This window comes from Flavobacterium sp. RSP49, assembly GCF_003968735.1.
Classification (GTDB): Bacteria; Bacteroidota; Bacteroidia; order Flavobacteriales; family Flavobacteriaceae; genus Flavobacterium.
In genome coordinates this window covers 72,320-93,586 of sequence record NZ_RYDN01000007.1, presented here as the reverse complement: position 1 = coordinate 93,586, position 21,267 = coordinate 72,320, and the positions used below count along the sequence as shown (strand labels likewise).

Below are 21,267 nucleotides of genomic sequence, written 5' to 3'. Positions count from 1 at the left end.
TCTAATTTTTACTTTTTTTATTTTATTCTGTGTTGTTTACTTTAACTGTAACCTGCTCCTGAAGCTTCTGAAAAAATGCTGGTTACTTTTTTATATTTATTCCGTTTAATATTTCTTTTATTTTGTTGACACTTTGCATTTCATTGTAAATCGCATCGTAATCTTCTTTTTCTAATAATTCTTTAAATTTTGACAAATTCGAAATGTACTCCTCTAATGTTTTCACAACCTGCTTCCTGTTCTGTTTAAAAATAGGCGTCCACATTGCCGGTGAACTCTTGGCCAAACGAACCGTACTTTCAAAACCAGAACCCGCCATATCAAAAATATCCTGCTCGTCTTTCTCTTTGTCAATTACCGTTTTTCCAAGCATAAATGCACTGATATGGGATAAATGCGACACATAAGCAATGTGTTTGTCATGTGATTTTGGATCCATATACCGAATCCGCATTCCCATTGCCTTAAACAAATCCAACGCTCTTTCCTGTAATTTAAACGTTGTTTTTTCGACCTCACAAATGATATTCGTTTTCCCTTGAAACAATCCTTTTATCGCTGCCGATGGTCCTGAAAATTCCGTTCCTGCAATAGGATGCGTTGCTATAAAATTCCTTCTTCTAGGATGATTAGCAACCGCTTCACAAATAGGCGTTTTTGTCGAACCTACTTCAAAAACAATGGTATTTTCACCAATAACATCCAATACTTTTGGCAAAACACTTAATACAACGTCAACCGGAACAGAAACGATTACAAAATCTGCATCGGATAAATCATCAAATGTCGCACCAGCATCAACAACTCCCAAAGTTATTGCTTCCTGCAAATGATTTTCATCAGTATCGATTCCATAAATTTTGGCTTCCGGATGCAGTGCTTTAATGTCCAATACCATTGAACCGCCTATCAATCCTATTCCTATTACAAATACTTTCATTTCTTATTTTTTGTAGCTAATCCTGCTATTCGTTTCAATCTTTTCCTTTTTGACAGCAAAAAGGAAAAGGATTTCCACTGCTATCAGGGCTAGGGCATTTCGTTTTTTAATACATTTATTTTTTTAAAACGAATATTTTTTATGCAAACCGGTCAATTGCTTCCTGTACTTTTTCTTCTTTTACACACAATGCAAATCGGATGTAACCTTCTCCATTAGAACCAAAAATGGTTCCCGGCGTAATAAAAATAGATTTGTCATATAAAATTTCATCTATGAATTTCTCCGCCGATGTGATTCCGTCCGGCAATTTTGCCCAAACAAATAATCCAACTCCTTTTTTATAAACTTTACAGCCTAATTTCTCAGCCAGTTGTTCGGTAAGAATTCTGCGTTTTCTATAAATCACATTCATCGAATCAAACCAAGTTTTGTCACTTTTTAAAGCTGCAATCGCTCCTTTTTGAATCCCGTAAAACATACCGCTATCCATGTTGCTTTTCACTTTCAAAACGGCATCAATGCAAGCTGCATTTCCCAGAAGCATTCCCACTCTCCAGCCCGCCATGTTAAAAGTCTTACTCAAAGAGTTCAATTCTAAAACCACGTCTTTTGCACCTGCTACTTGCAACAAACTCATCGGATTGTCGTTCAAAACAAAACTATACGGATTGTCGTTCACTAATAAAATGTTATACTTTTTGGCAAAAGTCACTAATTTTTCAAACAATGCCAGACTTCCTCTGGCTCCAGTTGGCATGTGAGGATAACCAATCCACATGATTTTCACTTTCGACAAATCCAATTTTTCCAAAGCTTCAAAATCCGGCTCCCAGTTATTGTTTTCTTTTAAGTCATAATAAATCGGCACAGCTCCCACTAAATTTGTCACCGAAGTATAGGTTGGATATCCTGGATTTGGGATCAGCACCTGGTCGCCTTCATTCAAAAAAGCCAGGGAAACATGCATAATCCCTTCTTTTGACCCCATCAAAGGCAAAATTTCGTTAGCCGGATTCAACGCAACTCCGTAATTGTTTTTGTAAAAATCAGCCATACCTTGTCGTAATTCCAGCAACCCTTGATAACTTTGGTATTGATGCGCATTCTCCTCTTGCATTGCCAGGACCATTGCCGCAATTACCGTTTGTGACGGCTGCAAATCCGGGCTTCCAATTCCCATATTGATAATGGGTTTCCCTTCAGAAGCCAGTTGCCTTACTTCTCTCAACTTTGAGGAGAAATAGTATTCTTCAATTATTTCGAGACGTTTCGCTATAGTAATCATTCTTCTATTTTAAATTTCTTGTAAATCGATCTTAATCTAATTCCCACTTCGGGGGTTGGGGTTAAGGGCTTTATAATTTTGTGTTTTTATATTCGCCTAACACTTTGAAATATTCTGCCATAATGATTAATAGCGACTTTGCTTTCGCATAATCTTCGTATTTTTCAAAAGTGACATCTACAAAAAACGAATATTTCCAAGGCGTTTCTATTTTTGGTAACGATTGTATTTTGGTTAAATTCAATTTGCAATCGCTCATCACATTCAAAACTGCCGCTAAACTTCCCCGTTTATGATCCAATTCAAATTTGATAGACGCTCTGTTAATCTCGTTTTCCGGAACAAATGAATTCTCTTTTTTGATAATGACAAACCGTGTCATATTATTTTTAATCGTTTGAATTTCAGGAGCTAAAATTTCTAAATCATACATTTCAGATGCGGTTTTACTGGCGATTGCAGCAATTCCTTTCAACTGATTTTCCTGAATTCTACGAGCCGTTTCGGCAGTATCTTTATCTTCGACTAATTTTATATTTGGATATTTTTTAAGGAATTCCATACATTGCAAAATGGCCATAGGATGCGAATGTACTTCCAAAATATCTTCTATTTTCTGCTCTTTTAAGGCCATTAAATTTTGATGAATTCTTAAATAATGTTCTCCTATTATGTGTAAATTATTCTTGTCAATCAATGCGTAATTCGGAATAATTGGGCCCGCAATAGAATTTTCTATAGCCATAACTGCCTGATCTGATTTACCGGAGAGCAGGTTATCCACTAACTCTTCAAACGACAAACATTCATCTAAAGCAACCGCCTGATGAAAATATTCTTGTGCCACCTGATGGTGAAAAGAACCCGTTATACCTTGTATTCCAATTATTTCATTCATTTCACACCTTTTTAAGCAAAAAAAAATCCCGATTTACATCGGGATTGTATATTTATAGTATCAATTTAATTTTATAATCAAATAACCATATAACAATCCCTTTCGACCTTCCAGAAGAAATAATAAGAGTTGCTAAAATAAAATCGGTTATTCAACATGCTGTTGTTTTTTGTGTTAATTACTCTGCGAATGTATACATAATTTCCAGCTATCCAAAAAAAAAGGCTGATTTTATTGAACAAAAAAAGAATTCGCTAAAAAACTGGTTATTAATTATGTAATAATTAAAAAAAGGCCTTTAAAACACCAATAAGTCGTTGCTATTTTACTGTTTTTAAAACTATACCATTGAAACCAGCTAAAAAAAGTGGTTTTATACAACTACTTTTTCAGCAAGCCATTTTTTTCCTTCCGAAATTCGGGCAACCATCATCGCCGACACTAAATCACCATTCGCATTTAGCAATGTCGCCATTGGATCTACTAAAGTCCCCACAATCATTGCAGCTGGAAGAGCTTGTTCCATTGGGAAACCATAAACGGTAATCGCCAAAATTTCTCCTATATAACCTCCATTAGGAATTCCGCCTTCAACTACCGAAACAATTACTGTAATTCCTAACGCCACTAATAAGGTAGTTGGGTCCGTTAAATCTTTTCCGAACATGGCGAAAATTACCGCAATTTTCACAATAGATGACATACTGGATCCGTCTTTATGCAAAGGCGCACCCAGTGGAATAACTACATTTCTGATGTGAGCCGGAATATTCATTTTTTCGGCACCTTCCAGATTGGCAGGAATAGTGGCAATGCTGCTGCAAGTTCCCAATGCGGTTAAGGAAGGCGTAATATTATTTTTCCAAAATACTTGGAATCCTAATTTCCCTCCAGCGATAAAAGCGTACAAACTAAAAAACACAATAAAGTAGAAAGCACAAACCGCATAATAAAGCCCCAAAGGTTTTGCATAAGCTCCAAATAATTGCGGTCCAAAAATTCCAACCTGATACGCGAAATAAGCCCCCAAACCTATTGGAGCCGTTTTCATGATGATGTGTAACAATTGTTTCATCACTTCATTGCCTGAATTCAAAAACCTGCTGAAATCTTTTCCTTTTTCCCCGGAACGCAGGGCGGCAAACCCTATTAGAAAGGAAAAAATGATTAAGGCCAACATGCTTTTTCGAGAAAGCAGTTCATAAAAATCCCCGGCTGTAAGCAATTGGGTAATTTGTGAACCTGTATTTGTACTTTGTATACTTTCTAACGGTATTTTTGAAATAATGATGTCTTGATGAATGGGAAATAACAGGACACCAACCAGCATCAAAATGGCAGAAATTAATACGGTGCTTAAAAACACTCCCATAACAATTACAAATAATCTTCCCAGTTTCTCTGATTTTTCTAAATTGGCAATCGAAGATGCAATCGTAAAAAACACCAAAGGGATAATGGCGGTAAACAATAAATTCAGAAATATATCGCCCAATGGTTTAATCACTTCTACTTCCTTTCCAAAAACTAAGCCCAATATACTTCCTGCCAAAATTCCGCCAAGCAGCAATAAAATACTTTTGTAGTTTTTCAAGAAACTCCCTGATTGTGTGTTTTTCAAATTCATATTCATATAGTTTACGGTAAATATATAAATCTAAAAGAGAATATCATCTCGCTTTTTAAAACTTTGCCAAAGTCTTTTTTACCTATTGAACTCCAGCTCAAACGCTTTTTAATTGAACCACATAGAAACATAGAATTTATTTTATTTTAATGCGTCTGACCGGTATTCAACTACTAAAAACAATAAATGAATCCTTTTTCTGTTTACTTTTACAACAAATAAAATTCCATGTCGATAGAAGTTACTAACATATCCAAAAGCTACGGTGCACAAAAAGCACTAGATAATATTTCATTTTCCATTGATAAAGGAGAAATCGTTGGCTTTTTAGGTCCAAACGGAGCTGGAAAATCAACTTTGATGAAAATATTGACGACTTATATCAACGCCGATGAAGGCTCCGCATTAGTAAATGCATATGATGTAAACAGCCAACAAAAAGACGTTCAGCTATCTATTGGTTATTTACCGGAACACAATCCGCTGTATTTGGATTTGTATGTACGCGAATATTTAGCCTTTAACGCTGATGTGTATAAAGTAGCTAAATCCCGTATCGACGAAGTAATTCAACTTACTGGTTTAACTACCGAAAGTCATAAAAAAATAGGCCAATTATCTAAAGGATATCGGCAACGTGTGGGCCTTGCCAATGCGTTATTGCACAATCCCGATGTTTTGATTTTGGATGAACCAACCACTGGTTTAGATCCAAACCAATTAATCGAAATTCGTAATGTGATTAAAAATGTGGGAAAAGACAAAACTGTTTTCCTTTCGACGCACATTATGCAGGAAGTAGAAGCGATTTGTGACCGTGTTATTATCATCAATAATGGAAAAATTGTTGCCGATAAAAAACTGGATAACTTAATTTCTGAAGATAAGGAACAAGTGATTGAAGTAGAATTCGATTATAAAATTGAGGAACAATTAATTGCTAAAATCGAAAATCTTATTTCTTACAAAAATATACATGACATGATTTGGGAGTTGACTTTCAAAGCGGATAAAGACATGCGCCCCGCTGTTTTTGATTTTGCCAATGCCAATGGTTTAAAGACACTTCAGCTGAATCAGAAGAATAAAAATTTAGAGGCCGTGTTTAGGGAGATTACGAAAAAACAGTAATCATTGTTCAGTCGCAGTTTGCAGATGAAAAATACTAGCCATTTATAATACTTATACCGTTTGATTTGTCATTCCGACGAAGGAGGAATCCCATGCGGTGAAATTCCTCCTTCGTCGGAATGACAAAATTATGAGAATTTGGAATGAATAACGACATTTATAACCGCTAAATCCCTAGCCCAGATCGCAGTAAAAATCCTTTTCTTATCTCGTTTTTTTAGACAAGAAAAGATTGCTTCGTTCCTCGCAATGACTTTAAAAAACCTTGCTCGCTATTTGTCGAATATTTTCTGATTTTCCCATAGAATAATAATGCAATACAGGAACTCCGGCTGCTTTCAACTCCAATGATTGTTGGATAGCCCATTCGATTCCTACTTGTCTGATATCTGCGTTGTTTTTGCACTGATAAACGGCATGAATTAAATCTTCAGGCAAATCGATTCTGAAAATTTGAGGTAATACTTGCAGGTGTCTTTGCACTGCGATTGGTTTGATTCCCGGAATAATAGGAACGGTGATCCCCATTTCTCTGGCTTTGGCAACAAATTCGAAGTATTTTGCATTGTCAAAAAACATTTGCGTCACCACATAATCCGCACCGGCATCTACTTTTTCTTTAAGTCTTTTCAAATCTGAAATTAAAGACGGTGATTCTAAATGTTTCTCCGGATATCCCGCAACTCCAATACAAAAATTGGCTTTATCATCAACATCCATGAGGTCATGCAAGTACTTCCCGCAATTTAATTGGTTAATTTGTTTGACCAAATCAACTGCAAAATCATTTCCTCCTAATTTAGGAACAAAAGACTGCTCGTCTTTCATGGCATCGCCGCGCAAAGCCATCACATTATCAATTCCCAGATAATGACAATCAACTAATAGATATTCCGTTTCTTCTTTGGTAAAACCACCACAAAGCACATGAGGAACGGTATCTACATTGTATTTATGCTTGATCGAAGCGCAAATCCCAAGTGTTCCCGGACGCATTCTGGTTAGTTTTTTTTCCAATAAACCATTACCTTTATCCATATAGATAAATTCTTCGCGAGAGGTGGTTACGTCTATAAATGGCGGTTTAAACTCCATCAACGGATCAATATTATCGTATAATTCCTGTATGCTTTTCCCTTTTTGAGGCGGAATAATTTCAAAGGAGAATAAGGTATTTCCTTTGGCTGCTTCTATATGTTGTGTTACTTTCATCTTTAGTCTTAAAGTTTGAATGTCGAAAGTCGAATGTCACGTCCTTTGGACTTTATGACTTTTGACTTTATGACTGTGTTTTTAATCTGCGATATTCGGGTTCAACCATTTCATGGCTACTTCTGTGGAAACGCTTCTTCGTTTCGCATAATCAATGACTTGGTCTTCTTTTATTTTTCCAAGTCCGAAATACTTGCTTTCCGGATTTCCAAAGTAATACCCAGAAACCGATGAAGCGGGCCACATTGCCATACTTTCAGTCAAGGTCACTCCAATTTCTTGTTCTACATTTAGTAATTTCCAAATCGTAGGTTTTTCTAAATGGTCAGGACAAGCGGGATACCCTGGTGCCGGACGAATTCCTTTGTACTCTTCGGCAATCATTGCTTCGGTACTTATATTTTCATCTGATGAATAGCCCCAAATTTCTTTACGAATTTTTTCGTGTAAATATTCGGCAAAAGCTTCCGCAAAACGATCTGCTAATGCTTTTACCATAATCGAATTATAATCGTCTAAATCTCTTTCGAATTCAGCGGCCCATTCATCCACACCAAAACCGGTCGTTACACAAAATGCACCCATATAATCCGTTTTACCGCTGTCTTTTGGAGCAATAAAATCAGCCAATGCAATGTTTGGAGCACCTTTTGTCTTTTGCGATTGCTGACGCAACGTCAAGAATGTCTGCAATGGTTTTCCGTTTTCGTCACTTATCTCAATGTCATCATCGTTCACTTGATTGGCAGGAAAAATTCCGTAAATTCCTTTAGCGGTTAGTTTCTTTTCTCTCAAAATAACTTCTAACATTTCCTGCGCATCTGCAAAAACCGAAGTGGCTTGTTCGCCCACTACCTCATCCGTTAAAATTGCCGGATATTTCCCGAACAATTCCCAGGTTCTAAAAAACGGTGTCCAATCAATATACGGAACCAAAACATCTAGCTCCACTTCGATCACTTGTTCGCCGATGATTTTTGGCTTTACAGTAGTAAAATCCTCCCAATCCAACTGCAATTTATTCTTACGCGCTTGCTCAATAGTCAAGAAATTTTTGTCGCGGGAACGATTCAAAAACGTCTCTCTAAAAGCATTATACTCCGCTCTAATGTCGCTTGCATATATTTTTTTATCTTTGTTCAATAAACTTCCCGCCACCGTCACGGCTCTCGAAGCATCATTCACATGAATAACCGTTTCTCTGTATTGTGGTGCAATTTTTACGGCTGTATGTGCTCGTGAAGTTGTTGCCCCACCAATCATTATTGGAATTTTAAGTCCTCTTTTGTCTAATTCTTTAGCAAGAAAAACCATTTCGTCCAGTGACGGCGTGATCAATCCGCTCAATCCAATAATATCTACGTTATGCTCAATGGCTGCTGCGATAATTTTTTCGGGAGGCACCATTACGCCTAAATCTACAATCTCATAATTATTACACGCCAGCACCACGCTTACAATGTTTTTACCAATATCGTGTACATCGCCTTTTACGGTTGCCATCAGGATTTTTCCATTCCCTTGTTTGTCTCCGGCTTGTTTGCTGGCTTCAATAAACGGCAACAAATAAGCTACTGCTTTTTTCATTACCCGAGCCGATTTTACCACTTGCGGCAAAAACATTTTACCCGAACCAAATAAATCCCCAACCACATTCATTCCTGTCATTAAGTTAATTTCAATAACTTCAATTGGTTTTTTTGCTGCCAGTCGAGCTTCTTCAATATCCAAAAGAATAAATTCATCCACTCCCTTCACTAAGGAATGTGTCAATCGTTCCTGAATAGTTCCCGAACGCCATTCCTGAATCGCTTTTTCATTGCTCTTTACATCTCCTTTTACATTTTCGGCAAAATCTAGCAATCGCTCTGTGGCATCCTCTCGCCTGTTCAGAATTACATCTTCAACGCGTTCTAAAAGATCTTTTGGAATTTCGTCATAAATAGACAACATTTCAGGATTCACGATTCCCATCGTCATTCCATGTTGGATGGCGTGGTACAAAAACACGGAGTGCATCGCCTCCCGAACCGTATCATTTCCTCTAAAAGAGAACGAAACATTACTTACACCTCCACTAATGTGTGCATGAGGAAGATTTTCTCGAACCCATTTTGTTCCTCTAAAGAAATCCAAAGCATTCAAGCGGTGTTCTTCCATTCCTGTCGCTACTGGAAATATATTCAAATCGAAAATAATATCCTGTGGAGGAAAACCAACTTTGGTAACTAATATATCATACGAACGTTGGCATATTTCTATTCGACGCTCGTAATTATCTGCTTGTCCAGTTTCATCAAAAGCCATAATAATTGCCGCAGCACCGTAACGCTTAATCAATTTAGCGTGATGAATAAATTGTTCTTCGCCTTCTTTCAAGGAAATCGAATTTACCACACTCTTACCTTGCACCACTTTTAGTCCAGCCTCAATAATATCCCATTTCGAGCTATCAATCATGATTGGAACTCTGGAAATATCCGGTTCAGCAGCAATCAAATTCAGGAATTTCGTCATGGCATATTCACCATCAAGCATTCCTTCATCCATATTTATATCGATGATTTGCGCGCCACCTTCCACTTGCTCTTTGGCAATACTGAGCGCTTCTTCGTATTTTTCTTCCTTGATTAATCGAAGGAACTTTCTAGAACCGGTAACATTCGTTCGTTCACCAATATTTACAAATACGCTGTTGGGCGTAATGATTAAAGGCTCTAATCCTGATAATACAAGGTTTCTTCTAGTTTCTGCTTGTGCCATTTTTTATTTATTTTTTTCAACAACGGAATAAATTTTGTTGTTGTTGCCTTTTATTTTCAACGGAATAAATTCTCCCGAAGCTTCGGGACTACAAAATGAGTCGTTCCTACGGAACTCTTATGTTGCTTGCTCCGCGAAGTCTCCCGACTTTTAGGATGTGTTTCAAGGTCTCTGACCTTGGTTTTATCGGTTAAAAACCGATTGTCGCTTCCTCAAAGTCGGAGACTTTGCGGAGCGGGCACGGATTACAAATCCGCGCTATCTAGTTCAACTAAAAAAATCCATTTTCAAACATCACTACACAGTTTAAAAAAACCATGCAGGAAATTTAATTACATTGTCGCCGTTGAAACCCTAGGTTTATACTCCTTTGCAATATCAGCAATCAACTTAATGTGTTCTGGCGTTGTTCCGCAACATCCACCTATGATATTTACTAAATTATCGTCTAAATATTCTTTGATAAAGGCCTGCATCTGTTCTGGCGTTTCATCGTACTCTCCAAAAGCATTGGGTAATCCTGCATTAGGATGTGCCGACACGTTGAAAGAAGTGTTTTGTGATAAGGTCTGCAGATATGGTTTTAATAAATCAGCTCCTAAGGCACAATTGAACCCTACACTCAACAACGGAATGTGTGAAACCGAAACTAAGAAAGCTTCCACGGTTTGACCTGAAAGTGTTCTTCCTGATGCATCGGTAATTGTCCCGGAAACCATGATTGGAATGTCAATATTACGTTCGTCTTTGACTTCTTCAATAGCGAAAAGAGCCGCTTTGGCATTTAAAGTGTCGAAAATGGTTTCCACCAACAGTAAATCACTTCCTCCGTCTATCAGTGCTTCTACTTGTTGTTTGTAAGCAATGCGCAAATCATCAAAAGTTACCGCTCTGTAACCTGGATCATTTACATCTGGTGACATACTCGCTGTTCTGTTTGTTGGTCCAATTGAACCGGCTACAAAACGGGGTTTCTCTGGATTTTTGGCTGTAAATTCATCGGCTACTTCACGGGCAATTCGTGCTGATTCGTAGTTGAGTTCGTAAACAATATCTTCGAGATGGTAATCTGCCATTCCGATGGTGGTTCCAGAGAACGTATTGGTTTCAACGATGTCTGCTCCTGCTTCAAAATAGGCGGCGTGTACCGCACGAATCGCTTGTGGTTGCGTAAGTGACAATAAATCATTGTTCCCTTTTAAGGAATGTGGAAAATCTTTGAAACGCTCTCCTCGAAAGTCTTCTTCAGAGAAATTGTAGCGTTGCAACATGGTTCCCATAGCTCCATCGAGTACGAGTATGTTTTTTTTAATGGCTTCTTGAATGCTTGACATATCTTGTTATTTCTTGTAAATCACGATCCATTTCGGGATTTACACTTTTGATTATTAATTACAAAAGTTCACTATATGAACTCTTTAGCCCCGATTGAAGCGATATCCTATTTTTCTGGCGTTCAGAAAAAAAGATATAGCGTAAAGCGGGAACGGTATTGGCAAAAAAACGCCAATTGTTCGCTCCTGATACCGAAATTAATTCAGCAGGCTAAAAATATATGTTGTCAAGAAAAGGTTTGAGAAATACTGAGTGAGTATTCGTGTGTTATCTATCTTAAATACTGAAACTGGTTCTGTATAAAGTAGAATGTAGCACCTTCTTTAAAGATAAAGGGTTGCTAAGGTTTCATTGGGTCTTTCCCTCCGCCTTTCGTGATAACTTTCAATAAATATAGGAACAGTGCAAAGTAAAGACATAGCGCCTATACTTGCAAGTATTAGCGCTATATTTTTTAACTAGTTTGTATTAAGTTGTTAAACGATGGCTTTAACCACGGCTTTTGGAGCTTCTTTACGAGTTCCGTCAAATCCGTCAACACCAGAAACTGTAGTATATTTCAGCACATATTTCTTACCCGGATTGATTATTTGGTAGGCTGCCTGACACATCATAGTTGCTTCGTGGAATCCACAAAGAATCAATTTCAGTTTTCCTGGATAAGTGTTTACGTCACCAATGGCAAAAATTCCAGGAATATTCGTTTGGTAATCCAAAGCATTATTTACTTTGATGGCATTTTTTTCAATGTCTAATCCCCAGTCTCCAATAGGACCTAACTTTGGAGTTAATCCAAAAAGCGGAATAAAATAATCTGTAGGAATGGTTCTGTGGGCTCCATTTTCTTCAATATCAATTGATTCTAAATGTTCGGCTCCATTTAAACCAACTACTTCTGCCGGCGTTATCATTTTTATTTTTCCGGAATCTTTTAACTCCTGCACTTTTTCGACCGAATCCAAGGCTCCTCTGAATTCATTTCTACGGTGAATTAAAGTCACTTCGGAAGCAATATTCGACAAGAAAATACTCCAATCTAAAGCGGAATCACCACCTCCTGCAATTACTACTCTTTTGTCTCTGAATTTTTCCGGATTTTTAATGAAATACTTGATTCCTTTATCTTCGTAAAATTCGATGTCTTCAATCAATGGTTTTCTGGGTTCAAAACTTCCTAATCCACCAGCAATTGCTACAACTGGTGCATGGAATTTTTTTCCTTTATTTGAGGTGACAATAAAACTTCCGTCTTCTTGTTTTTCAATAGTTTCTGCACGCTCGCCAAGGGTGAATCCTGGCTCGAACTGCTTGATTTGTTCCATTAAATTATCCACTAAATCCCCCGCTAATACTTCTGGAAACCCTGGAATATCATAGATTGGTTTTTTAGGATATAATTCTGAAAGCTGTCCGCCCGCTTGTGGCAAAGCATCCAGAATATGGCATTTTAATTTCAATAATCCTGCTTCAAAAACGGCAAATAAACCAGTTGGTCCGGCTCCTATTATAAGGATGTCTGTTTTAATCATTTTTTTATTCTTTATGTAATGTAATTGTAGTAAACTATTTTGTACAAATTAACGATTGATTTTTACAACTTTAAATGATAAATATCATTTGTTAATTTGTAATGCTTTTATTCTTTGTTTTTTAACGTCTCGGTTATTTCATTCATTTTTTGTACTTTTTCTTCGAAATTCCCTTTGAGTGTTTTGCGATATTCATTGAGGTTTTCGACCATTTTATTAATATCGTCCGGAATTATTTCTTCGAAAAACTCCCGTAATCTTTTGGCTGTTGTCGGTGATTTTCCGTTGGTTGAAATAGCAATTTTTACATTTCCTTTGGTTACAATTCCGCCCAAGTAATAATCACATAATGGTGGTGTATCAGCAATATTACAAATCAAGAATCTTTTTCGTGACAAGTCGAATACCCGTTTATTGACTTTCAAATCATCGGTACAGGCAATTACCATGTGGCGTTTGCGAAGCATCCAGCGATTGAACTTTTTATAGGTCAATATTACCGAAGGATGTTTTGCTGCCAGGCCTTCCAATTCTGGAAGAAACCTTGGTGCCACCACTTCAACATTGGCATTTGGACTGGATTTCAACATGAAAGATAACTTTTCTAAACCCACATTTCCTCCACCTACAATAAGTACATTGAGGTTGTGTAGTTTTAAAAAAACAGGATATAGTTCGTTTCTTTCCATTACTATCTTATTTTCCTCTCCCCAACCCTCTCCGAAGGAGATGGAGCCAGAGCTTGAATAATTTATACTTATTTTTTATGCAATGTTACTTAAAATGAATTCTTCGTGAAATCCTTTTAACTTGATGCTTTCTTTGACCACTTCTCCAATAACAATTATTGCTGGCGAACTTAATTTATTCTCGGCCACGACTGCTTGAATACTATTTATCGTTCCAACTCCAATTTTTTCTTGTGGAGTAGTTCCGTTTTGAATAATGGCAACTGGAGTTTCTCCTTTAGATTCCTTCTGAAATAAAGAAACAATTTGTGATAGTTTACTCATTCCCATCAAAATCACAACTGTTGCTGATGATTGCGCTGCAAGTGCTACATCATTCGACAAATTCCTGTCGGAAGTAGTGCCTGTGATTACCCAAAAACTTTCTGAAACACCTCTTTTTGTCAAAGAAATTCCTTGATAAGCCGGAACTGCAATCGAAGATGAAATTCCGGGGACTACAAATGTAGGGATTCCAAAACTTTCTGCAAATTCAATTTCTTCGCTTCCACGACCAAAAATAAATGGATCTCCACCCTTCAACCGAACGACATTTCCATAGGTAAGCGCATTATCAACAATCAACTGATTGATTTGGTCTTGCGCATATTCATGACAGCCTTTTCGTTTCCCTACAAATATTTTTATGGCATCTTTGGGTGCATGAATCATTATTTCCTCATTAGCTAGTGCATCATACAAAACCACATTCGCTTCTGCCAGCGCCTTTACTCCTTTCAGAGTAAGCAAATCCGGATCGCCAGGACCAGCGCCTACTAAAGTTACTTTGGGTTGTATTGTATTATGCATCAGCTAAATCTTTGGCTCTGTATTTCTCTATTGTATCAAAAAACGCAACTCCTTGTTGGATGTATTTTTGTGCAAATTCAGCAGAAGGCTCATTCGCTTTGATTTGATAAACCAAATCTTTAAAGCTTGAATCCAATTCTATTTTTTTGCTTTCGATAAAAACAGTATCAAATAGATCGATAATTCCAGCGTGGTGATTTGTTTTTTGGTTTTCGGCCAATAAAATTGCTTTGGCACCGTTTACAAAACCTGCATAGGCCAAGTAAATCGCATCTGCCCATTTTTCTTCTTCGAAAGCTTCTTGTGCAAAAGTCATTTTATCTTTGGCTTCTAATATTAAAGTAGCCACTAAATCAATTACTACACCTGCACATTCTCCTACTCCAACTGCTTTTACGTAGTTATCAGCATTTCCCCAATCTACAAAATCAGCCTCGGTAAGGTTTGTTATATCTGCTAATGGTTTCAAAAACTCGTAGAAATATTTCTCCCCTTTGGCATCGTAATAATTCAAGAATGATTGTCCGTTTCCGTTTGCTTCAAAATCATTTAAAATATAACGCAACGCATCTGGTCCTCTTCTACTTGGAATTTTAATCACTTTATCCGAAAATCTTCCGTTTCCGTTTCCTAAATTCCCTCCGCCTAATAACACCTGAAGAGCTGGAGCCACTAGTTTTCCTGCATTAATGGACATTCCTTGGAAACCAATTTCGGACATATTGTGTTGTCCACAAGCATTCATACAACCGCTAATTTTTATGGCGATTTGTTGATTGTTGCTGTATTGTGGGTATTCTGTTTTTAATACTCTTTCTAATTCATCCGCAATACCAGTACTACTTGCAATACCTAAATTACACGTATCCGTTCCCGGACAAGCCGTGATATCTCCGATAGTATCATACCCTAAAGCAACAAAATCCAATTTGGCTAATTCTTGGTAAAAGAACGCTAGATTTTCTTCTTTAATATTACGTAAAACGATGTTTTGTCGTAATGAAAAACGCAATTCATTCGCACCGTAATTTTTAATCAAATCAGCTAACAATCGTGCTTTATCTGTATAGAAATCTCCTAAAAGCACTTTGATACCAATAGCCACATATCCTGCTTGTTTTTGTACAATCACGTTCGATTTTTTCCAAGCTTCAAAAGCTTCAACATCCTCAATTGTTACTGATGGTACAGCTAATAAAGGTTCTGAAATTGGTCCTTCAAAAGCGGTAGTGTCGATTTCGTAAGAATGAAAAGGTAATGCTTTTTTCTCTTCTTCAACCAAACGCAAAAACTCATCACGACCTAGGTCTTTGATTAAAAATTTCATACGCGCTTTCAAACGTTTTGCTCTTTCTCCGTAACGGTCAAAAACTCTGATTATCCCTTCAGCAGTTGGAATAATTTGGTTCACCGGTATAAATTCTGAAAGCAATTCAGCGTGACTTGGTTGAGAACCTAAACCACCCGCAAACATTATTTTGAACCCTTTTTCGCCATTTACAATTTTTGGAATAAATCCTAAATCATGCAAATAACTCAAAGCGGTATCTTTATCAGAAGAGGAGAATGATATTTTGAACTTACGTCCCATTTCCTGACAAATTGGGTTACGCAATAAATATTGAAACAAACCATGCGCATAAGGCGACACGTCAAAAGGTTCGTCAACATCTACACCCGCTAATTCGCTTCCAGTAATATTACGCACGGTGTTTCCACAAGCTTCTCTCAAAGTGATATCATCTTTAGCTAAGTCAGACCAAAGCTCCGGTGTTCTGTCTAAACTCACATAGTGAATTTGAATATCCTGACGGGTTGTAATGTGTAAGCGTCCTGTAGAATATTTATCGGACACTTCCGTAATACGCTTCAATTGCTCGCTAGTCACTTTTCCGTATGGCAATTTAATACGAATCATTTGCACGCCTTCTTGGCGTTGACCGTAAATACCACGTGCCAAACGAAGACTGCGAAAACGCTCATCGTCAATTTGTCCACTTCGGAAGGAATGAATTTTTTTCTCTAAATCGATAATCTCTTTTTGGACAATCGGATCTTCTATTTCTGTTCTAAAACTTTGCATCTTTTAGTTATGTTTATCCCCTACTCAACCCTCCCCGAAGGGGAGGGAGTCGAAATTGGAAATATTATTACATTTTCTTTTAACTCAATTATTATTATATTCTTATCGTAAAAGGCAAACGCCTTAACTACCGGCATACTTTTATCTAGGATGTCTCCCTCCCCTTCGGGGAGGGCTGGGGTGGGGGCTATTTTATAAACCCAACTCCTGCTGTTGTGTTGGTTGCAGCATCTATTAAGATGAAAGCTCCGTTAGATTTATTATCAGTATAAGCATCAAAATAAATGGCTTTGCTCAATTTGATAGTTACTTCTCCAATTTCATTTATAGCTAATTGAGTCGCTGGTGTTGTTCCAGAATAATCGGTTGCGATTACGTTTTTTACACTATCAATTTTTGCCAAAACTCTATTGCTGTTGTGTTGTACATAATATTTTGCGCCTGCCACTAATTTTTTACTGTCCATCCAACAAACAGTTGTTGTAATGTCTTTTTCAATTTTAGGAAGTTCATTCGATTTTATAATCATATCCCCTCTGGTTACATTGATATCATTTTCCAGTTCCAAAGTGATAGAAGAACCAGCCGTAGCTTCATCAAATTGTTTATCAAAAAAGTGAATATTCGTTACTGTAGATTCAGTTAAAGAAGGAAGCACCGTTACTGCATCTCCTACTTTAATATTGTTACCGTATAATTTTCCGGCATATCCTCTAAAGTCGTGATACTCTTCCGTTTTTGGTCGAATTACTGTTTGAACAGGAAAACGTGCGATCCCGTTTTCGTAGATATCATTTGGTTCCAATGATTCCAAATGTTCCAAAACCGTCTGTCCGGTATACCAAGGCATGTTCTCCGATTTATCGGCAACATTCCCTCCATTGATTGCACTTAGCGGAATGTAACTTACATTTTGTTCTTTAAAAGCGCTTTTTGCATTTAATGCCTGAAAGTCTGCTTTGATTTTGTTGTATACTTCTTCTGAATAATCAACTAAATCCATTTTGTTTACCGCAACAATCACATCTTTTACTCTCAATAAATTATTGATAAAAAAGTGACGGTAGGTTTGCTCAATAACTCCTTTACGCGCATCAATCAAAATGATTGAAACTTGTGAAGTTGAAGCTCCGGTAACCATGTTTCGTGTATATTCAACGTGACCCGGAGTATCGGCAATAATGTAACTTTTTTTGGCTGTCGAAAAATAAATATGCGCCACATCAATCGTAATTCCTTGTTCTCTTTCAGCAACCAAACCATCGGTAGCCAATGAGAAATCTAAATAATCGTATCCTTTTTGCTTACTGCTTTTTTCTATTGCTTCAATCTTATCTGTAGTCAACGATTTTGTATCGTACAATAATCTCCCGATTAATGTACTTTTTCCGTCATCTACACTTCCTGCTGTTGCTATTTTTAAAACTTCCATTTTATATTGAGTTTAAATTTTAAAGTATAAAACCTTTAAAACTCTTGTTTTTTTTATACTTGCTTACTAATTTTAAAAAATCAAATTCTAAAAATAACCTTGTTGTTTTCTTTTTTCCATTGCAGCTTCAGAACGTTTATCATCAATTCTGGCTCCTCTTTCAGAAATAGTTGAAGATCTAATTTCACCCACCACTTCCTGAATCGTTGCTGCATAAGAATCAACGGCAGCAGTGCAACTCATATCTCCAACAGTTCTAAAACGAACAATTCTTTCTTCAATTTGCTCATCTTCTTCTTGGTAAACAAAAGGAGAATGAGACCAAATCATACCGTCTCTCAAGAATACCTTACGCTTGTGTGAAAAGTAAATCGATGGAATTTCGATTTGCTCTTGTTCGATATAACTCCAAACATCTAACTCTGTCCAATTCGAAATTGGAAAAACACGAACGTTTTGACCGTTTTCAATTTTTCCGTTTAAAATATCAAATAATTCAGGACGCTGATTTTTTTCGTCCCATTGACCAAAATCATCACGAACCGAAAAAATACGCTCCTTCGCTCTCGCTTTTTCTTCATCTCTACGCGCACCACCGATGCAAGCATCAAATTTGAATTCTTCGATAGCATCCAAAAGTGTAGTCGTTTGCAAACTGTTTCTACTGGAGTACTTACCTGTTTCTTCTACAACTTTCCCTTCGTCAATAGCATCTTGCACATTACGAACGATTAATTCTAATCCCAATTCAGCAACTAATTTATCTCTAAAAGCAATAGTTTCAGGAAAGTTATGTCCCGTATCTACGTGCAACAATGGAAAAGGGATTTTCGCTGGAAAAAATGCTTTTTGAGCTAAACGTACCAAAGTAATCGAATCTTTTCCACCAGAGAAAAGCAATACCGGTTTGTCAAATTGAGAAATTACTTCTCTAAATATGTATATCGCTTCGCTTTCTAAAGCATTTGTTTTTAATATGGTACTCATTATATTTTTATTTATTCAAGGATTGAAAAATTCAAAAATTGAAAGATTGTTGTATTAATTTTTAATTATTTTTTGGTGCAACCCACATTCTTTATGACTCGATTCCCACCACCATCTGCCTGCTCGTATGTCTTCATCAGCTGTAATTGCTCTGGTACATGGAGCACATCCTATACTTACAAACCCTTGTTTGTGCAAGGTGTTTTGTGGCACATTATTTTTTTCTAAATAGGCTTCTACTTCTATCAAAGTCCATTTTAACAATGGATTGAATTTTATAATGTCGAACTTTTCATCGTATTCAAAAAGGTCTAAGTCATTTCTATTTTCGGATTGTTCCGCACGTAAACCAGTAATCCAGATGTCATTCCCTTTTAATGCTTTAGTCAACGGTGCCACTTTTCGAATAAAACAACACTCTTTTCTATTTTCCACCGATTCATAGAAGCTGTTTGGACCTTTATGATTTAACAACTCTTCCACCGCAATTGCTTCCGGAAAATAGGTTTTAATGTCAATTTTATATTTTCTTAAAGTTTTATGAAAAACATCATACGTTTCCTGAAATAATCGTCCTGTATCCAATGTAAAAATGGTAATTGGCAAATTATTTTGCGCAATTAAATCCGTAATCACCTGATCTTCCTGACCAAAAGAAGTAGAAAAAACTACGTTATCCTTATATTCGTTGGCTAAAAAACGAAGCGTTTCCTCAATGGAAAAATCTTTGGTTTTATGCAATAACGCTTGTACTATATCTGTGCTCATAATTCCGTTTATCTTTTACAACAATTTTGACAAGGTTCTTAAACTCAAAATAATAATTAAGATACCTACCAAAATCATCATTGGCTTTCTTTTGATTTTATTAACTAATAAAGCAGCAATTGGCGCAGCAATAACGCCTCCTAAAATTAAACCTATAATAACCTGCCATCCTTGGATTCCTCCAAAAATCATAAATGTAATACCACTAGCGAAAGAAACCGCAAATTCGGCTGCATTCACAGAACCAATTGTATATCTAGGATTTCTGCCGCGTCCTAATAGTGTAGAAGTTACAATTGGCCCCCAGCCTCCGCCTCCAACGGAATCCATGAATCCCCCAAAAGAAGCCAGAATATTCAATCGTTTCGTTTTCTTTTTAATAATATTTTTTTGCATTGCCTTTCTGATAATTATAACCGCCAAAGCGATCATATACACGGCAATAAAAGGCTTTATTGCATCCCCATCAATTACATCCGATAACAAATAAGCTCCGGTAATCGAACCCAAAATTCCGGGTATCAACAAATGCCGCACTAGTTTTTTATTGATATTCCCAAAACGATGATGAGAAATTGCAGAAGCTCCGGTGGTAAACATTTCAGCAACGTGAACACCTGTACTGCTGATTGCTGGTGGGATTCCATATGCCAATAAAAAAGAGGTAGAGGTTGCTCCGTAACCCATTCCTAAAGTTCCATCGACTAGTTGTGCAAAAACGCCAATACAAAAAAAGATTAAAAACTCCTGATCGAACCCTCCCACAAAACCATTCCAAGAAAATTCAGCATGATGGTTGTACACCAATGTAGAAATTAATCCAACTAATAGCACAACCGGAATAACAACCCACAAGCGTTCTTTAAATGTAATTTGGGATTTTATCATCCCTTTATTTTCTTCTACTACTTCTTTATTCATGCTTACAAGGTAAAATAAATTTTATTTATTATCTATTACCCTATCGGCATTGTAGATTAAAGCGCAAAAATAGTACTTTTTGTTTAACTACAACACTAATTTTTAAGTTTATTTTTTAAAAGGCGATATCCGCTAGGGTATTGTTTTCCAATATCATCAGGGTATTGTCTCGCACTTCGGTCATTAATTTCCGAACGGCGCAAGTGGTTTCATCGGCACAGTCTTCACAAGGTTCATAAAAATTATGGCTGGCACAGGGAAGTAATGCAATAGGTCCCTCTAGAATACGATACACATGGGCCATATTTATTTCCTTAGGATCTTTTATCAAATAATAGCCTCCGCCTTTTCCTTTTTTGGCTCCTAAAAAACCCGAATGACGCAGTAATAATAAAATACTTTCTAAAAACTTGATCGAGATAGTCTCGCTCTTGGCTATCTCCGCTATTTGCACAGGAGAATTGTCTTTTTGGCGCGCCAAAAAAGTAAGAGCTTTTATTCCATATTTTGTTTTTTTTGAAAGCATTTTAAAAAAATATAATTGAAGATTAATTATTTTTGATTGTAGATTTCAAAGCTGTCTGAAATCAACATTCTTTTTATATTGAAACAACAAAAATATACTTTTTGATTTAAGAATAGTGAATGGAGATTGATGATTTTTAATTTGTAGTAAATCTACAATCAAAAATCCTTACAACAATGCCTGCTCCAAATCAGCGATTACATCTTTTACTGTTTCCAATCCTACTGAAACACGCACTAAACCATCGGTAATACTAACCGACAAACGTTCTTAAATAAACCACATTGAG

At 36.7% G+C, this 21,267-nt stretch carries 18 protein-coding genes and 1 riboswitch; of the genes, 1 reads left to right on the top strand and 17 read right to left on the bottom strand.

Going from position 1 to position 21,267, the window contains the following annotated elements; all coding sequences use genetic code 11:
- Nucleotides 1-82: 82 nt before the first annotated feature.
- The 4 genes from EKM02_RS05895 to EKM02_RS05880 all read right to left on the bottom strand — a co-directional run bounded on the left by EKM02_RS05895 (nt 83) and on the right by EKM02_RS05880 (nt 4,753).
- A complete protein-coding gene (locus EKM02_RS05895; RefSeq protein ID WP_126453063.1) occupies nt 83-940 on the bottom strand; it encodes a prephenate dehydrogenase in 858 nt (285 codons plus the stop codon).
- A gap of 139 nt (nt 941-1,079) precedes the next feature.
- Complete coding sequence (locus EKM02_RS05890) at nt 1,080-2,228, bottom strand: aminotransferase class I/II-fold pyridoxal phosphate-dependent enzyme (protein ID WP_126453061.1); 1,149 nt, start codon at nt 2,226-2,228, stop codon at nt 1,080-1,082.
- 70 nt (nt 2,229-2,298) lie between these two features.
- Nucleotides 2,299-3,126: a prephenate dehydratase gene (locus tag EKM02_RS05885; RefSeq protein ID WP_126453058.1), complete on the bottom strand. Its 828-nt coding sequence runs from the start codon at nt 3,124-3,126 to the stop codon at nt 2,299-2,301.
- Nucleotides 3,127-3,499: 373 nt separating this feature from the next.
- Nucleotides 3,500-4,753, bottom strand: coding sequence for a dicarboxylate/amino acid:cation symporter (locus EKM02_RS05880; protein WP_126453055.1), 1,254 nt, complete (start codon nt 4,751-4,753; stop codon nt 3,500-3,502).
- Between the two features lie 228 nt (nt 4,754-4,981).
- Between EKM02_RS05880 and gldA the strand changes: the two genes are divergently transcribed.
- Nucleotides 4,982-5,884: a gliding motility-associated ABC transporter ATP-binding subunit GldA gene (gene gldA, locus EKM02_RS05875; protein ID WP_126453052.1), complete on the top strand. Its 903-nt coding sequence runs from the start codon at nt 4,982-4,984 to the stop codon at nt 5,882-5,884.
- A 255-nt stretch (nt 5,885-6,139) separates the two neighbouring features.
- On the opposite strand, the gene metF is transcribed toward gldA, so the two are convergent.
- The 13 genes from metF to EKM02_RS05810 form a co-directional block, all read right to left on the bottom strand.
- Entirely contained in the window at nt 6,140-7,096 is a 957-nt protein-coding gene (gene metF, locus EKM02_RS05870) for a methylenetetrahydrofolate reductase [NAD(P)H] (protein WP_126453049.1), read from the bottom strand.
- 81 nt (nt 7,097-7,177) lie between these two features.
- Nucleotides 7,178-9,859 carry a methionine synthase gene (gene metH, locus EKM02_RS05865; protein WP_126453046.1) on the bottom strand — a complete coding sequence of 894 codons (2,682 nt, stop codon included), beginning with the start codon at nt 9,857-9,859 and terminating at the stop codon, nt 7,178-7,180.
- Nucleotides 9,860-10,191: 332 nt separating this feature from the next.
- Nucleotides 10,192-11,193: a homocysteine S-methyltransferase family protein gene (locus EKM02_RS05860; protein ID WP_126453042.1), complete on the bottom strand. Its 1,002-nt coding sequence runs from the start codon at nt 11,191-11,193 to the stop codon at nt 10,192-10,194.
- Between the two features lie 265 nt (nt 11,194-11,458).
- Nucleotides 11,459-11,578, bottom strand: a riboswitch (SAM riboswitch).
- Between the two features lie 92 nt (nt 11,579-11,670).
- Nucleotides 11,671-12,723 (bottom strand): NAD(P)/FAD-dependent oxidoreductase, encoded by a 1,053-nt coding sequence (locus EKM02_RS05855; protein WP_091204228.1) that lies wholly within the window; start codon nt 12,721-12,723, stop codon nt 11,671-11,673.
- Between the two features lie 107 nt (nt 12,724-12,830).
- On the bottom strand, nt 12,831-13,412 hold the full coding sequence (locus EKM02_RS05850) for a bifunctional precorrin-2 dehydrogenase/sirohydrochlorin ferrochelatase (RefSeq protein ID WP_126453039.1): 582 nt from the start codon (nt 13,410-13,412) through the stop codon (nt 12,831-12,833).
- A gap of 75 nt (nt 13,413-13,487) precedes the next feature.
- Nucleotides 13,488-14,261 carry a uroporphyrinogen-III C-methyltransferase gene (gene cobA, locus EKM02_RS05845; RefSeq protein WP_126453036.1) on the bottom strand — a complete coding sequence of 258 codons (774 nt, stop codon included), beginning with the start codon at nt 14,259-14,261 and terminating at the stop codon, nt 13,488-13,490.
- Nucleotides 14,254-16,344: a HEPN domain-containing protein gene (locus tag EKM02_RS05840; RefSeq protein ID WP_126453033.1), complete on the bottom strand. Its 2,091-nt coding sequence runs from the start codon at nt 16,342-16,344 to the stop codon at nt 14,254-14,256. The genes cobA and EKM02_RS05840 overlap by 8 nt, the downstream gene beginning before the upstream one ends.
- A 187-nt stretch (nt 16,345-16,531) precedes the next feature.
- A complete protein-coding gene (locus tag EKM02_RS05835; RefSeq protein ID WP_126453031.1) occupies nt 16,532-17,776 on the bottom strand; it encodes a sulfate adenylyltransferase subunit 1 in 1,245 nt (414 codons plus the stop codon).
- 87 nt (nt 17,777-17,863) lie between these two features.
- The gene (gene cysD, locus EKM02_RS05830; RefSeq protein WP_126453028.1) at nt 17,864-18,763 is read right to left on the bottom strand and encodes a sulfate adenylyltransferase subunit CysD; all 900 of its coding nucleotides are present in this window, start codon (nt 18,761-18,763) and stop codon (nt 17,864-17,866) included.
- Nucleotides 18,764-18,817: 54 nt separating this feature from the next.
- The gene (locus tag EKM02_RS05825; RefSeq protein WP_126453025.1) at nt 18,818-19,531 is read right to left on the bottom strand and encodes a phosphoadenylyl-sulfate reductase; all 714 of its coding nucleotides are present in this window, start codon (nt 19,529-19,531) and stop codon (nt 18,818-18,820) included.
- Nucleotides 19,532-19,546: 15 nt separating this feature from the next.
- Complete coding sequence (locus tag EKM02_RS05820; protein WP_231507414.1) at nt 19,547-20,452, bottom strand: sulfite exporter TauE/SafE family protein; 906 nt, start codon at nt 20,450-20,452, stop codon at nt 19,547-19,549.
- A 115-nt stretch (nt 20,453-20,567) separates the two neighbouring features.
- Nucleotides 20,568-20,978, bottom strand: coding sequence for an RrF2 family transcriptional regulator (locus EKM02_RS05815; RefSeq protein ID WP_126453023.1), 411 nt, complete (start codon nt 20,976-20,978; stop codon nt 20,568-20,570).
- Nucleotides 20,979-21,146: 168 nt separating this feature from the next.
- Nucleotides 21,147-21,242 carry a PLP-dependent transferase gene (locus tag EKM02_RS05810; RefSeq protein ID WP_126453020.1) on the bottom strand — a complete coding sequence of 32 codons (96 nt, stop codon included), beginning with the start codon at nt 21,240-21,242 and terminating at the stop codon, nt 21,147-21,149.
- Nucleotides 21,243-21,267: the final 25 nt, after the last annotated feature.